The organism is Pseudomonas sp. LBUM1679 (genome assembly GCF_059695565.1).
The window spans coordinates 1645285-1660418 of the sequence record NZ_CP166774.1; the positions used below are offsets into that span (position 1 = coordinate 1645285).

Sequence of the window (15134 nt, forward strand, 5' to 3'; positions counted from 1 at the left end):
GCTGTGTTGGCGAGTCTAGTGGGCGGGGCGGAGGGGCATCTTGATTTGCATCAAAGGTCGTCGGTGTGTGGGCAGTGAGGGCCCCATCGCGAGCAAGCTCGCTCCCACAGGATTTTGGATTGCCTCAGTTCTGTGTTCCAAACCAAGACCCTGTGGGAGCGAGCTTGCTCGCGATGGGCGCACCGCCGATCTAATGCCCCATGAGCCAATGCTGATGCGGCCCCGGCAAGGTCCAGATGCCAAACAGTATCACCAGCAAGCCACCCGTCATGCGCACGCTGCGTTTTCGCAACAGCGCCGTGACCCGCTCGGCCGCCAGCCCCGTGGCCAGCAGCACCGGCCAGGTGCCCAGGCCGAATGCGAGCATCAGCAACGCACTGTCCAGCGCATTGCCCTGACTCGCCGACCACAGCAGCGTGCTGTAGACCAGTCCGCACGGCAGCCAGCCCCAGAGCGCACCCAGCAGCAACGCGCGGGGCAGGCTCGACACTGGCAGCAGCCTGGTGGCAACCGGCTGGATGTGCCGCCACAGGCCGCGACCGAGGCTTTCGATGCGGGTCAGGCCGCTCCACCAGCCGGCAAGGTACAGGCCCATGGCGATCAGCAATAATCCGGCGATGACGCGCATGAACATCGCGGCCGGGCTGTTGGCCACCGCCCACCCGGCCAGTCCGATCAGCAGGCCGGCAGCGCCGTAGCTGAGAATTCGTCCCAGGTTATAGGCCAGCAGCAACCGAAAGCGTCGGCTGCGCTGCTCCTGGGGAATCGCCAGGGTCAGCGCGCCCATCAAGCCGCCGCACATCCCCAGGCAATGACCGCCACCGAGCAGGCCGAGAATGACGGCAGACACCAGCAGGGGCGCCAACTCAAGCATGCGGAGGCGCCTTGTCGTCCGGTTTGGCCGGATGGCCGCTGGCCTCGTCGACCGCCGCCTGGTGATTCGGGTCCTGATCGTCGAACAGGATGCTGTGGGCGGGGCCGTCCAGATCGTCGTACTGGCCGCTGTCGACCGCCCAGAAGAAAATGTAGATCGCAATGGCCACAATCAGCAGCGCGGCCGGGATCATCACGTAGAGAGCTGGCATGGGTCACTCCATGCCCGCGCGGCTCAGGCCGGCAGCGGGCGGGTTTGTGGCAGGGTGCTGGCGGCAGGCGCGCTCGGCAGGCGAGTCAGGCGCAGGGCGTTCAGCACCACGGTCAACGAACTGATGGACATGCCCACCGCGGCCCATACCGGGGTGATCCAGCCGAGGGCGGCGAAGGGTAACATGAGGCCATTGTACAGCCCGGTCCACAGCAGGTTCTCGATGATGACCCGGCGGGTGCGCCGGGCCAGGCTGAAGGCTTGCACCAGTGCGTCGAGCCGGTTGGACAGCAACACCGCATCGGCACTGGTCTTGGCCAGATCCGTCGCCGAACCCATCGCCACGCTGATGTCGGCGGCGGCCAGCACCGGCACGTCGTTGACCCCGTCACCGAGCATCAACACCTTGCGCCCTTCCTTGTGCAGTTGTTGCAAGACCTGCAATTTATCGTCCGGACGCAAGCCGCCACGGGCTTCGTCGATGCCCAGTTCCGCTGCCACGCTGGCCACCATCGGCGAGCTGTCGCCGGACAACAGCAGCGTGCGCCAGCCGCGGGCCTTGCACGCGGCGAGCAAGGCGGGGGCGTCGCTGCGCATACGGTCGTCGAGGACGAACCACGCCAGGGGCCCCAGGCTGTCGCCGAGCAGCAGCCATTGACCGGGTTCATCGGGCATCGACGGCGCGCCGGCGCCACTGAGTTCGCAGACAAAACCCGGCTGGCCGATGCGCAGGCGTTGCTCACCGACCAATCCTTCGAGGCCCAGGCCCGGCGTGCTGTGGACCTCTTCAGCGGCCAGCGGCGCCCGGCCGAATGCCCGGGCAATCGGGTGTTCGGAGCGGTTTTCCAGGGCGGCGGCGAGACTCAGGCATTGATCACTGTCGAGCGCGCCGAGCGGGCGGATCGAGCGCAACGCCAGGCGGCCTTCGGTGAGGGTGCCGGTCTTGTCGAAAATCACCGTGTCGATCTGGTTCAGGCCCTCCAGCACATGACCGCGAGTCAACAACAACCCCAGTTTGTGCAGGGTGCCGGTGGCGGCGGTGAGGGCGGTCGGCGTGGCCAGGGACAAGGCGCACGGGCACGTCGCAACCAGCATCGCCAGCACGATCCAGAAGGCCCGTGACGAATCCAGTTCCCACCAGACCAGGCCGATGACGGCGGCGGCAATCAGCGACAGCAGCAGGAACCACTGCGCGGCGCGGTCGGCAATTTCCGCCAGTCGCGGCTTTTCGGCCTGGGCACGGTCCAGCAGGCGGACGATGGCGGACAATCGGGTGTCCTGGCCGAGAGCCAGCACTTGCACGGTCAACGCGCCCTCGACGTTCAGGGTGCCAGCGGTGACTGCATCGCCCGGCCGCCGTGACTGCGGCAGGTATTCGCCGGTGAGCAGGGATTCGTCGATGCTCGACTGGCCGTCGAGGATCTTGCCGTCCGCCGGGAGGATCGCGCCGGGATGCACCAGCACGTGATCGCCCACGCGCAGTTCGCTGAGCAGGATCCGCTCGCTCTGGCCGTCAGCACTCAGGCGCAGGCAAGAGGCGGGCAATAGATTGACCAGCTGCGCGGTGGCGGCGGCGGTACGCTCCCGGGCGCGACGTTCCAGGTAGCGCCCGGCCAGCAGGAACAGCGCAAACATGCCGACGGCATCGAAATACAGTTCGCCGACCCCGGTGATCGAGGTCCAGATCCCGGCGATGTAGGCGCTGCCGATCGCCAGCGACACCGAAACGTCCATGGTCAAGTGCCGGGTGCGCAGGTCGCGCATGGCGCCCTTGAAGAAGGGCGCACAGCTGTAGAATACGATCGGCGTGGTGAGGAACAGCGCGACCCAGCGCAGGATGGTGTGCAGCTCGGGGCTGAGGTCGATGTTGAATTCCGGCCAGGTGGCCATGGTCGCCATCATCGCCTGGAACCACAGCAGGCCGGCGACCCCGAGCTGGCGCAGGGCCAGGCGGTTTTCACTGGCCAGTTGTTCGCTGGCGCGGTCGGCTTGATAGGGGTGTGCGACGTAACCGATGTGGCGCAATTCGCTTAGTACCCGGCTCAGCGGCAATTGCGCGTCGGCCCAGCGGACGTGCAGGCGATGGTTGGACAGGTTCAGGCGCGCTTCGGCCACTGCCGGCAGGCCACGCAGGTGTTTCTCGATCAGCCAGCCGCAGGCGGCGCAGCTGATGCCTTCGATCAACAACGTGGTTTCGGCGAGGTCGCCTTCGTGGCGAACGAAGGGTTGTTGCACGTCGGCGCGGTCGTACAACGCCAGCTCGTCCACCAGTTGTACGGGCAAGGCTTCGGGGTTGGCCGAGGCTTCGCTGCGATGTTGGTAATAGCTTTCAAGGCCCCCGGCGACAATCGCCTCGGCCACGGCCTGGCAACCCGGGCAGCAGAACTCGCGGGTTTCACCGAGGACGGCAGCGGTGAAGCGGCTGCCGGCCGGGACGGGCAGGGCGCAGTGGTAGCAGGGGAGTGGCGTGGTGGTCATGGAATTATCACTAGTACCGCAGATATCTATCGTCGGATAGGGCCTCTTCGCTGGCAAGCCAGCTCCTACAAAGGTTCGCGTGATCCTGTAGGAGCTGGCTTGCCAGCGAAGCGCGAAGCGCGATTTTATTTTTTCAGGTCTTCGGCGCCTTGCAGCGGTTCATCACCCAGCAGCAGGTCCTTGTCATGACTGACCTGTTCTTCCTCGAACATACGCCAGGTCTTCTCATCCTGCACCCCCAGCAACTCCACGAAGCGACGGCCTTCGACCTTGTCGCTCACCTGGCCAATGTAGCGGCCCTGTTCGGTGTCGCTGCGGGCGAGGGTGATCTTGCGATCCTTCTCCGGCTGGGTCGGCGAGATCAGGTTCAGCTCCAGGGTGGCCGGTGCGCTGTTGCCGTTCAGGCGCACATCGACTTCACCGGTCACGCCATCCAGATGAACGCTGGCGCGCAACAGCAGGGTCTGGGCCAACAGTTCACGGTCCAGCGAACGGTTGATGCCCTTGCCGGCCTCGTAGTAGTTATCGTTGACCAGGTTGTCCGGGTTGTTCACCGCGATCGTCACCATGGACAGGGTCAGGGTCACCGAGCAGGCCAGGATGGCGATGATGATCCACGGCCAAAGGTGCTTGTACCAGGGACTTGTGGCAGTTGCTGCGGGCATGGTCACTTCTCTCAACGAATTTGTGGGCCGATGAATCGGCTCTTGGCTTCAACGTGGATGCTGGCGTCATCGGCGTCCTTGAGGATGAACTTCACCTCGTTGGTACTCGACGGCAGTTGTTCCGGTGCGCTGGACAACTCGACCGGCTGGCTGAAAATCTCCCCGGCGGCGACCTTGATCTCGCGCTTGCCTTGCAGCTTGAGGTCCGGCAGGCCAGTGGCTTCCAGCAGGTAGGTGTGGTCGCGCTGGTCCTTGTTCATGATCTTCAGGCTGTAGACGTTCTCGATCCGGCCTTCGGCGTTCTCGCGGTACAGCACGCGGTCCTTGCTGACGTCAAAGCCGACCAGCGATCGCATGAAGAACGCGGTCACCAGCAAGGCGATCATCGCCAGCAGCACCGTGGCATAGCCGAGCAGGCGGGGCCGCAGTTTATTGGTTTTTTGCCCGGACAGGTTGTGTTCGGTGGTGTAGCTGATCAGGCCGCGCGGGTAGTCCATCTTGTCCATGATGCTGTCGCAGGCATCGATGCAGGCGGCACAGCCAATACATTCGACCTGCAGGCCATCGCGGATGTCGATACCCGTCGGGCAGACCTGGACGCACATGGTGCAGTCGATGCAATCACCCAGGCCCATGGCCTTGTAGTCGACGCCTTTCTTGCGCGGGCCGCGGGATTCACCACGGCGCGGGTCGTAGGACACGATCAGGGTGTCCTTGTCGAACATCACGCTCTGGAAGCGTGCGTAGGGGCACATGTAGATGCACACCTGTTCACGCAACCAGCCGGCGTTGCCATAGGTGGCGAGGGTGAAGAAGCCGACCCAGAAGTACGACCAGCCATCGGCTGCGCCGGTGAAGAAGTCGATGGTCAGTTCGCGGATCGGCGAGAAGTAGCCGACGAAGGTCATGCCGGTGACGAAGCCGATCAACAGCCACATCGCGTGTTTGCTGAACTTGCGCAGGAACTTGTTGGCGCTCATCGGCGCCTTGTCGAGCTTGATGCGCTGGTTGCGGTCGCCTTCGGTGACCTTTTCGCACCACATGAAAATCCAGGTCCAGACACTCTGCGGGCAGGTATAGCCACACCAGACCCGCCCGGCGTACACGGTGATGAAGAACAGGCCGAAGGCGCTGACGATCAGGATCCCCGAAAGCAGGATGAAGTCCTGGGGCCAGAAGGTCGCGCCAAAAATGAAGAACTTGCGCTCCGGCAGGTTCCACCAGACGGCCTGGTGGCCACCCCAGTTCAGCCAGACCGTACCGAAATACAGCAGGAACAGCCCGGCACCGCCCATCATCCGCAGGTTGCGGAACAGGCCGGTGAAGGCGCGGGTGTAGATCTTTTCCCGTGAGGCGTAGAGGTCGACGCTGTTGGAGTTTTTGGCAGGCGGGGTAACGTCGTGTACCGGAATCTGGTTGCTCATCATTGCATCCCACGGCAGTGGAAAAATGCCCCGGTCAGTACATGCCGACCGCGGTCAAAAAGGGTGTAGCAGTGGCGCAATGATACGCCTGTCGCTCTGGCTCAAGGGTGCGACCTTTGGTCACATTGGTGGAAATCAACTGACCGTGTAATGACTTGAATCAATTGACTTATGAATTATGGACGAGATTCTGGGCTGGGGCGGGTGATCCTGTGTCCTCCCATTTCCACAATGCACGGGATGATTCCGATTTCCCATGTAGGAGCTGCCGAAGGCTGCGATCTTTTGATCTTGATCTTGATCTTGATCTTGATCTTGATCTTGATCTTGATCTTGATCTTGATCTTGATCTTGTGGCGTCTTCAAATGCGCTGAAAATCAAGATCAAAAGTTCGCAGCCTTCGGCAGCTCCCACCGGTCTAACCTGGGCCCCAAACAAAACGGCCCCGCCAATTCTCACTGGCGGGGCCGTTTTTTACTGCATCAAGCGTTACTGGGCGTCTTGCGCCGGAGCCTTCTCACCGTGAGACAGGCTGTAGACGTAAGCGGCCAGCAGGTGGACCTTGTCGTTGCCTTGCAGCTGTTCCTGCGCAGGCATCTGGCCCTGACGGCCGTAACGGATGGTCTGCTGCAGCTGAGCGAAGCTCGAGCCATAGATGAACGCACCCGGGTGGGTCAGGTCAGGGGCGCCCATGGCTGGCGTCCCTTTGCCTGCCGGCCCGTGGCAGGCCACGCAGTTGGCCGCGAACAGTTTCTGCCCGGCCACCGGGTCGGCCTTGGCGCCTTCCGGCAGCTTGCGGCCATCGAGGTTGGTCAGCACGAACGCGGCAACGTCAGACACGCCTTGCTCGCCGATCACTTCGGCCCACGCCGGCATCACCGCGTGACGACCGCCCATGATGGTGGTCTTGATGGTTTCCGCTTCGCCGCCCCAGCGCCAGTCGGCGTCGGTCAGGTTAGGGAAGCCATAGGCGCCTTTGGCGTCGGAACCGTGGCAGACCGAGCAGTTGGAGGCGAACAGGCGGCCACCCATCTTCAGGGCTTGCGGATCCTTGGCCACTTCTTCGATGGGCATGGACGAGAACTTGGCGAAGATCGGGCCGAACCTGGCGTCCGACTTGGCCATTTCCTTTTCCCACTCGTGAACGCCGGTCCAGCCGGTCTGGCCGTTGGCGAACGCAGTCTGCTTGTCGTTATCGAGGTAGTTGTAACCCGGCAGCAGGCCTTTCCAGTTGCCCAGGCCCGGGTACAGCACCAGGTAGCCCAGGGCGAAAATGATGGTGCCCACGAACAGCATGAACCACCATTTTGGCAGTGGGTTGTCGTACTCCTCGATCCCGTCGAAGGAGTGGCCAACCGTTTCTTCGGTGGCTTCGCTGCGCTGGCCCTTGCGGGTGGACAGCAGCAGCCAGGTCAGGGCGAAGATCGTGCCGAGACTGAGGACTGTGACGTACAGACTCCAGAACGTAGTCATTCTTTGTTACTCCTAGAAGCTTGCTCGACGTGCTTGATGGCTTCGGGATCATCCGCGAAAGGCAGCAAGGTCGCGTCTTCAAACTCCGACTTGCGCTTGGGGCTGAACACCCATAACGCCAGACCGATGAAGGCCACCATCACAACAACGGTGCCCAGGCCACGAATCATCCCGATATCCATCTAAATCACCGTTTGCTTTTGATGATGGTGCCCAGGCCTTGCAGATAGGCCACCAGCGCGTCCATTTCGGTTTTGCCCTTCACAGCATCCTTGGCGCCGGCGATGTCTTCGTCGGTGTAAGGGACGCCGAGCGTGCGCAAGACTTCCATTTTCTTGGCGGTGTCTTTGCCGTCGAGCTTGTTTTCCACGAGGAACGGGTAGGCCGGCATTTTCGACTCAGGCACCACGTTGCGCGGGTTGTACAAGTGCGCACGCTGCCAGTCATCGGAGTAACGACCGCCGACACGGGCCAGGTCCGGACCGGTACGCTTGGAACCCCACAGGAACGGGTGGTCCCAGACGCTTTCACCGGCAACCGAGTAGTGGCCGTAACGTTCGGTTTCAGCACGGAACGGGCGGATCATCTGCGAGTGGCAGCCGACACAACCGTTGGCGATGTAGATGTCGCGGCCTTCCAGTTCAAGGGCGGTGCGAGGCTTCATGCCTTCGACCGGCTTGTTGGTGACGTCCTGGAAAAACAGCGGAACGATCTGGGTCAGGCCGCCGATGCTGACGGCGATAACCATGAAGAAGGCCAGCAGGCCAATATTCTTCTCGACTGCTTCATGCTTCATCAGTGAGCTCCAACTACAGCAATCTGTTCAGCGGCTTTGGCTTCAGCCGGGTTCGAGGCACGTACGGTACGCCATACGTTGTAGGCCATGAACAGCATGCCGCTGGCGAAGAACGCACCGCCCAGGGCGCGAACGATGAAACCAGGATGGCTGGCTTGCAGCGCTTCGACGAACGAGTAGGTGAGGGTGCCGTCATCGTTGATTGCACGCCACATCAGACCCTGGGTGATGCCGTTGACCCACATCGAAGCGATGTACAGAACGGTACCGATGGTCGCGAGCCAGAAGTGCGTGTTGATCAGGCCGATGCTGTGCATCTGCGCGCGACCGAACAGTTTCGGGATCATGTGGTAGATCGCGCCGATCGAGATCATCGCCACCCAGCCAAGAGCACCGGCGTGTACGTGGCCGATGGTCCAGTCGGTGTAGTGCGACAGCGAGTTGACGGTCTTGATGGCCATCATCGGGCCTTCGAAGGTCGACATGCCGTAGAACGCCAGCGATACAACGAGGAAGCGCAGGATCGGGTCGGTGCGCAGCTTATGCCAGGCGCCCGACAGGGTCATCATACCGTTGATCATGCCGCCCCAGCTTGGCGCCAGCAGGATGATCGACATCGCCATGCCCAGCGACTGAGCCCAGTCCGGCAGTGCGGTGTAGTGCAGGTGGTGCGGACCGGCCCAGATGTACAAGGTGATCAGCGCCCAGAAGTGCACGATCGACAGACGATAGGAGTAGATCGGACGCTCGGCCTGCTTCGGAACGAAGTAGTACATCATCCCCAGGAAGCCGGTGGTCAGGAAGAACCCGACCGCGTTGTGGCCGTACCACCACTGGATCATCGCGTCAGTCGCACCGGCGTACGCCGAGTAGGACTTGAAGAAGCTGACCGGCAGGGACGCGTGGTTGACGATGTGCAGCATCGCCGTCACCACGATGAAGGCACCGTAGAACCAGTTACCCACATAGATGTGCTTGGTTTTGCGCTTGGTAATGGTGCCGAAGAACACCAGACCGTAAGTAACCCAGACGATGGCCAGCAGAATAGCCAGGGGCCATTCCAGTTCCGCGTATTCCTTGGTGGTGGTGTAACCCAGCGGCAAGGTAACGATCGCGCCGACGATCACCGCTTGCCAACCCCAGAAGGTGAAGGCGGCGAGGCTGTCGGAAATCAGTCGCGTTTGGCAGGTTCGCTGCACGACGTAATAAGAAGTGGCAAACAGTGCACAACCACCGAAGGCGAAAATCACCAGGTTGGTGTGCAACGGGCGCAGGCGTCCAAAGCTCGTCCATGGCAGACCGAAGTTCAACTCCGGCCAGACCAGTTGCGAGGCGATGAAGACACCGAGCCCCATGCCAAGGATCCCCCAGACCACCGTCATGATGGCGAACTGGCGGACTACCTTATAGTTATAAGCAGTCGGACTGATTGCTGTGCTCATTCTAAGGTTCCACGGTTTGGGTGTTTTATTAGGAGTAAAAATCGGCCGCAAGTATGGAGAAAGCGGGGGGTCATTGCAACGCGCCATGACCTGGGTCAATGCTTTCAAAAGCTGATTCTGCGGCCTTTCCATGCGCCGCGTAAGGACAAAATTGCCCATGGGCAAAATGTCGCAGCAGACGAAAATGGTGAGGGGGTCAGGTCGGATGTAACGGGGTGTGTTCAAACACAACGATCGGGTGACAGATGGCAATTGGCACGACAGCCGGTATCTACCAGCCTTTGCGGCTTGTCATCGAGCAGATTCGTCGAACACATCGGGTTGGGTCGACCTGGAACCGGCTCATGCCAGTCCGCATCGAGGAAGCTTAGACCCGAATCTGGGGAACCGAAAGGAGGACTAACGGAGGGGTGCGACACTTGGTCGCAAAGGGGCAGGGAACTGCCGCATCCGGGAGAATGCGGCAGCAGAGAGGTCGAGATTTATTCGTGTTTGCCTTCAGCCTGCAAACGCTCGGTATTCAGCCCGTGAGACAGGCTGTAAACGTAAGCGGCCAGCAGTTGCACCTTGTCGTTGCCGAGCAGTTCGATCTGCGCCGGCATATGGCCTTGGCGGCCATGACGAACAGTCTGTTGCAGTTGCGCGAGGCTTGTACCGTAGATAAAACCGGCCGGTTGCGTCAGATTCGGCGCGCCCATGGCTTCAGTGCCCTGGCCGTTTGCCCCATGACAGGCTACGCACATCGTGCTGAACGCTTGCTGTCCGGCATGCAGGTCGGCGCCGCTGTCAGCCGGCAACGGCAGGCCGGCCAGTTCATGGCGTACATAGGCGGCAACGTTTTTCACACCCGCATCACCAAGGATTTCACCCCAGGCCGGCATCGCGGCCATGCGGCCGCCCATGATTGTGGTTTTGATGGTGTCGGCGTTGCCGCCCCAGCGCCAGCTATTGTCAGCCAGGTTCGGGAAGCCAAAAGCGCCCTTGGCATCCGAGCCGTGGCAGACCGCGCAATTGGAGGCAAACAGGCGACCGCCCATTTTCAACGCTAGCGGGTCCGCGGCCACTTCTTCCACGGGCATCGCCGCGAATCTGGCGAAGATCGGCCCGAACTTCGCATCGGCCTTGTTCATCTCCTTTTCCCACTCGTGGACGCCGGTCCAACCGTCCTCGTAACCCGGCAGAATGCCTTTCCAGTTGCCCAGGCCCGGGTACAGCACCAGATAACCCACGGCGAACACCAGGGTGCCGGCGAACAGCATGAACCACCACTGCGGCAGCGGATTGTCGTACTCCTCGATGCCGTCGAAGCTGTGGCCCATGGTCTGGTCGACGCTGCCCTTGGTTTCGCCCTTGCGAGTGCCGATCAGCAGCCAGGTCAGGCCGATCAGGCTGCCGATGGTCAGTACGCAGATCCACGTACTCCAGAAGGTGGTCATGGCCGGGTACTCCTTGTTTCAGGTTCTTGGGTGGCGTCGTCGGATAGGGGTTCATCGGCGAACGGCAGCAAACGCGCTTCGGCGAATTCCGGATTGCGCTTGCTGTTGAACACCCACAGCGTCAGGCCGACGAAGGCCACGAACACCACGACCGTGCCCAGGCCGCGGATCATTCCACTGCTCATTTCGCTTACGATTTCAAAGGGCATGGCCATGGCTCACCTCTTGCTCTTGATGGATGTGCCGAGCACTTGCAGGTAAGCGACCAGGGCGTCCATTTCGGTCTTGCCCTTGAGCGAGGCGACCGAGCCGGCGATGTCGTCGTCGGTGTACGGAACGCCGAGGGTGCGCATCGCCTTGATCTTGCTTTCGGTGTGGCTGCTGTCGAGTTGATTGGCCACTAGCCACGGATAGCCGGGCATTTTCGATTCCGGCACCACGTTGCGCGGGTTGTACAAGTGCGCGCGGTGCCAGTCTTCGGAGTAACGACCGCCGACTCGGGCCAGGTCCGGACCGGTACGTTTCGAACCCCACAGGAACGGGTGATCCCAGACGCTTTCACCGGCTACCGAGTAGTGGCCGTAGCGTTCGGTCTCGGCGCGGAACGGCCGGATCATCTGCGAATGGCAACCGACGCAGCCTTCGCGGATGTAGATGTCGCGACCTTCCAGTTGCAGCGCGGTGTAGGGCTTCATGCCTTCCACCGGTTTATTGGTCACGTCCTGGAAGAACAGCGGGACGATTTGAGTCAGGCCGCCAATGCTCACGGCCAGCACCATCAGCAACATCAGCAGGCCGACGTTTTTCTCGATTGTTTCGTGTTTCATGGCGGCCTCCTCAGGCGATCTGCGCAGCAGCGGCGACTTCGGCGGGCTGCGAGGCCCGCACGGTGCGCCAGGTGTTGTAGGCCATCAGCAACATGCCGCTGAAGAAGATCGCGCCACCCACCAGTCGCACGACGAAGCCGGGATGGCTGGCCACCAGGGTTTCGACGAAGGAGTAGGTCAGCGTGCCGTCTGCATTGACCGCGCGCCACATCAGGCCCTGGGCGATGCCGTTGACCCACATCGACGCGATGTAGAGCACGGTGCCGATGGTGGCGAGCCAGAAGTGCGCGTTGATCAGGCCGATGCTGTGCATCTGCGTGCGGCCGAAGATTTTCGGGATCATGTGGTACAGCGCGCCGATCGAGATCATGGCCACCCAGCCGAGGGCGCCGGCGTGCACGTGGCCGATGGTCCAGTCGGTGTAGTGGGAGAGGGCGTTCACCGTCTTGATCGCCATCATCGGCCCTTCGAAGGTCGACATGCCGTAGAACGCCAGCGACACCACGAGGAAGCGCAGAATCGGGTCGCTGCGCAACTTATGCCAGGCGCCGGAGAGCGTCATCATGCCGTTGATCATCCCGCCCCAGCTCGGTGCCAGCAGGATCAGCGACATCACCATGCCCAGCGACTGCGCCCAGTCCGGCAGCGCGGTGTAGTGCAAGTGGTGCGGGCCGGCCCAGATGTACAGGGTGATCAGCGCCCAGAAGTGCACGATCGACAGGCGATAGGAATACACCGGGCGTTCGGCCTGCTTCGGCACGAAGTAATACATCATGCCGAGGAAGCCGGCGGTGAGGAAAAAGCCTACGGCGTTGTGCCCGTACCACCACTGCACCATGGCATCGGTGGCACCGGCGTATACCGAATAGGACTTGGTGAAACTCACCGGCAGTTCAAGGTTGTTGACGATGTGCAGAATCGCCACGGTGATGATGAATGCGCCGAAGAACCAGTTACCAACGTAGATGTGTTTGGTCTTGCGCTGCATGATCGTGCCGAAGAACACCACGGCGTAGGCCACCCAGACGATGGTGATCAGGATGTCGATCGGCCATTCCAGTTCGGCGTATTCCTTGGAACTGGTGTAACCCAGCGGCAGGCTGATGGCCGCCAGCAGGATCACCACTTGCCAGCCCCAGAAGCAGAACGCGGCGATTTTCGGTGCAAACAATCGGGTCTGGCAGGTGCGTTGCACCGAATAGAACGAACTGGCGAACAGGGCGCAGCCGCCGAAGGCGAAGATCACGGCGTTGGTGTGCAACGGGCGCAGGCGGCCGAAACTGGTCCACGGCAAATCGAAGTTGAGTTCCGGCCAGACCAATTGGGCTGCGAGAAAAACCCCGAGTCCCATGCCGACGATGCCCCACACCACCGTCATAATGGCGAATTGGCGGACCACCTTGTAGTTGTAGGCGGTACTGATTGAAGTGTTCATGGTTCCCCATCCACGGTTCAGCCGAAGTGAGGCGTATGCGCAAGGCAACGCTCGCTTCGCCTGGAGTTATAGGCAGACTAAAAGCGAGGCAATCATGGGCAAAGAGCACAAGGCCAGTATTGACGGGGATCAATGGGCGCAGTGTGTGCGCGACCACGGATGGTTGTGGAATGCCGCTTCGGTGCCGGCATCGGCGACGCTGATTCTCGCCCACGGCGCCGGTGCGCCAATGGACAGTGGCTGGATGAACGACATGGCTGCACGCCTTGCGGCTCAAGGCGTCAACGTGTTGCGGTTCGAGTTTCCATACATGGCGCAGCGGCGGCTGGATGGCGGCAAACGTCCACCGAACCCGGCACCCAGACTGCTGGAGTGCTGGCGTGAGGTCTATGCCGTGGTGCGACGCCATGTCGCTGGGCGCCTGGCCATTGGCGGCAAGTCCATGGGCGGGCGTATGGCCAGTCTATTGGCGGATGAACTGGGGGTGGATGCGTTGGTGTGCCTGGGGTATCCGTTTTATGCGGTCGGCAAGCCGGAGAAGCCGCGGGTCGAGCATTTGGCCGGATTGAAAACGCGCACGTTGATCGTTCAGGGGGAGCGGGATGCGCTGGGCAATCGTGAGGCGGTTGAGGCCTACAGGCTGGCGCCGGGCATCGAAGTGTTCTGGATGCCGGCGGGGGATCATGATTTAAAGCCGCTGAAGGCTTCGGGGTTTACTCATGAACAGCATTTGGCGGCAGCGGCGAGCCAGGTTGCCGCGTTTCTGTGAGCTTTCGCTGCGCTCGGGATCCCATCGTCGGGATGCTGCCCTCGCCGTGCCCCTGTACCTGTCCCCTGTAGGAGCGAGCTTGCTCGCGATGGACGTGAACGATGACGCGTGCTGCCTGGAAAAACGCGTCGCCTGCAGGTTTTTCGCGAGCAAGCTCGCTCCTACAGGGGCTTCTTCTCATGGGCCGTCACCTGCTGGCACAGTTCGATCATCTGCTCGCGCATCCAGCGGTTGGCCGGGTCCTGGTCGGTGCTTTCGTGCCAGTAGAGGTGGGTTTCCACTGATGGTACGTCGTTGACCGGCAAGTTCACCGAGTACAAGTCATGGCGGCGGGCGAAGCGCTCCGGCACGGTCATGACCATGTCAGTCTGCTGCAACACTTGCGAGGCCATCAGGTAATGCTGGGAGCGCAGGGCGATCTTGCGCTGGATGCCCATCTTGCCCAGTGCCAGATCGACATGGCCCAGACCGCTGCGACGGCTGGAGATATGGATGTGGGTCAGGGAGAGGTAGTCATCGAGGCTGAATTTTTCCTTGCCAGCCAGCGGATGCCCCTTGCGCATGGCACACACGTAGCGGTCTTCCATCAACTTGACATGGCGCACCTGTGGGTCGGTGTTGAGCGGCGCATCGACGGCGAAGTCGAGGCGCCCGGCCGCCAGATCCTTGGTGGTTTCGCGGCGCTTGGACAGGAAGCTCTCGATGATCACCGAGGGGGCCAGGCGACGCAGGCGCTGGAACAGGGGCGGCAAAATCACCGCTTCGGTGAGGTCGGTCATGCTGATGCGGTAGGTCTTGACCGCCTGCAATGGATTGAAGATGCGGCTTTCCTGCACCGAGACCCGCAGCAGGGAGAGGGCGTTGCGTACCGGGCCGATGATGTTCTGGGCCATCGGTGTCGGGACCATGCCCTGGGCGGTGCGCACGAACAACGGATCGTTGAAGGTCTCACGCAGGCGAGCCAGAGCGTTGGACACCGCCGGTTGAGTGATCCCGACGATCTGCCCGGCCCGGGTCAGGTTGGCTTCGGTGTAGATCGCATCGAAGACGATGAAAAGATTGAGGTCGACCTTGCTCAGATTCATTGCGCTGCACTCTTGTTATAGGGGCGGTGTTATCGGAACGGTGTTATAGGGCGGTTATAGGGGCGTTTATGGGGGCTGGGAGGCCTTGACGATCAGTCGATCATATATCGGTGATGAATGTTAATACACGCCGAGAATAGGCTAGGTAAATTTTCGTAGCTGTTCTAGCATCGATTGCATGACCTGAACAACTCATCAAAACCCCCTGTCAATAGGTAG

The 15134-nt window shown here is 61.5% G+C and carries 15 protein-coding genes; 1 reads left to right on the forward strand and 14 read right to left on the reverse strand.

What is annotated here, in order from left to right:
- Positions 1 to 190: 190 nt before the first annotated feature.
- From ACA062_RS07570 to ccoN (ACA062_RS07630), 13 genes are all read right to left on the reverse strand, one after another.
- The gene (locus ACA062_RS07570) at positions 191 to 874 is read right to left on the reverse strand and encodes a sulfite exporter TauE/SafE family protein (RefSeq protein ID WP_497455841.1); all 684 of its coding nucleotides are present in this window, start codon (positions 872 to 874) and stop codon (positions 191 to 193) included.
- A complete protein-coding gene (gene ccoS, locus ACA062_RS07575) occupies positions 867 to 1085 on the reverse strand; it encodes a cbb3-type cytochrome oxidase assembly protein CcoS (RefSeq protein WP_042932684.1) in 219 nt (72 codons plus the stop codon). Before ccoS ends, ACA062_RS07570 begins: the two co-directional genes overlap by 8 nt.
- Before the next feature lie 23 nt (positions 1086 to 1108).
- Entirely contained in the window at positions 1109 to 3562 is a 2454-nt protein-coding gene (locus ACA062_RS07580; RefSeq protein ID WP_497455842.1) for a heavy metal translocating P-type ATPase, read from the reverse strand.
- A 125-nt stretch (positions 3563 to 3687) separates the two neighbouring features.
- Positions 3688 to 4227, reverse strand: a complete 540-nt coding sequence (locus ACA062_RS07585) for a FixH family protein (protein ID WP_497455843.1) — start codon at positions 4225 to 4227, stop codon at positions 3688 to 3690.
- Positions 4228 to 4238: 11 nt separating this feature from the next.
- Entirely contained in the window at positions 4239 to 5651 is a 1413-nt protein-coding gene (gene ccoG / locus ACA062_RS07590; RefSeq protein WP_497455844.1) for a cytochrome c oxidase accessory protein CcoG, read from the reverse strand.
- A 490-nt stretch (positions 5652 to 6141) separates the two neighbouring features.
- A complete protein-coding gene (gene ccoP / locus ACA062_RS07595; RefSeq protein WP_497455845.1) occupies positions 6142 to 7125 on the reverse strand; it encodes a cytochrome-c oxidase, cbb3-type subunit III in 984 nt (327 codons plus the stop codon).
- Positions 7122 to 7307, reverse strand: a complete 186-nt coding sequence (locus ACA062_RS07600) for a CcoQ/FixQ family Cbb3-type cytochrome c oxidase assembly chaperone (RefSeq protein WP_003175465.1) — start codon at positions 7305 to 7307, stop codon at positions 7122 to 7124. The genes ccoP (ACA062_RS07595) and ACA062_RS07600 overlap by 4 nt, the downstream gene beginning before the upstream one ends.
- 5 nt (positions 7308 to 7312) lie before the next feature.
- Positions 7313 to 7921, reverse strand: coding sequence for a cytochrome-c oxidase, cbb3-type subunit II (ccoO, locus tag ACA062_RS07605; RefSeq protein ID WP_018925301.1), 609 nt, complete (start codon positions 7919 to 7921; stop codon positions 7313 to 7315).
- Positions 7921 to 9363 (reverse strand): cytochrome-c oxidase, cbb3-type subunit I, encoded by a 1443-nt coding sequence (ccoN, locus tag ACA062_RS07610; RefSeq protein WP_497455846.1) that lies wholly within the window; start codon positions 9361 to 9363, stop codon positions 7921 to 7923. Before ccoN (ACA062_RS07610) ends, ccoO (ACA062_RS07605) begins: the two co-directional genes overlap by 1 nt.
- Positions 9364 to 9845: 482 nt before the next feature.
- Positions 9846 to 10799 (reverse strand): cytochrome-c oxidase, cbb3-type subunit III, encoded by a 954-nt coding sequence (gene ccoP / locus ACA062_RS07615; RefSeq protein WP_497455847.1) that lies wholly within the window; start codon positions 10797 to 10799, stop codon positions 9846 to 9848.
- Positions 10796 to 10996 (reverse strand): cbb3-type cytochrome oxidase subunit 3, encoded by a 201-nt coding sequence (locus ACA062_RS07620; RefSeq protein WP_170206212.1) that lies wholly within the window; start codon positions 10994 to 10996, stop codon positions 10796 to 10798. Before ACA062_RS07620 ends, ccoP (ACA062_RS07615) begins: the two co-directional genes overlap by 4 nt.
- Before the next feature lie 21 nt (positions 10997 to 11017).
- Positions 11018 to 11626, reverse strand: coding sequence for a cytochrome-c oxidase, cbb3-type subunit II (gene ccoO / locus ACA062_RS07625; protein WP_403138571.1), 609 nt, complete (start codon positions 11624 to 11626; stop codon positions 11018 to 11020).
- Positions 11627 to 11636: 10 nt separating this feature from the next.
- Positions 11637 to 13061 carry a cytochrome-c oxidase, cbb3-type subunit I gene (gene ccoN, locus ACA062_RS07630; RefSeq protein ID WP_497455848.1) on the reverse strand — a complete coding sequence of 475 codons (1425 nt, stop codon included), beginning with the start codon at positions 13059 to 13061 and terminating at the stop codon, positions 11637 to 11639.
- A 94-nt stretch (positions 13062 to 13155) separates the two neighbouring features.
- Between ccoN (ACA062_RS07630) and ACA062_RS07635 the strand changes: the two genes are divergently transcribed.
- Positions 13156 to 13830, forward strand: coding sequence for an alpha/beta family hydrolase (locus ACA062_RS07635; protein ID WP_497455849.1), 675 nt, complete (start codon positions 13156 to 13158; stop codon positions 13828 to 13830).
- A gap of 161 nt (positions 13831 to 13991) precedes the next feature.
- Here ACA062_RS07635 and ACA062_RS07640 read toward each other — a convergent pair whose 3' ends face one another.
- The gene (locus ACA062_RS07640; protein WP_497455850.1) at positions 13992 to 14915 is read right to left on the reverse strand and encodes a LysR family transcriptional regulator; all 924 of its coding nucleotides are present in this window, start codon (positions 14913 to 14915) and stop codon (positions 13992 to 13994) included.
- Positions 14916 to 15134 lie beyond the last annotated feature (219 nt).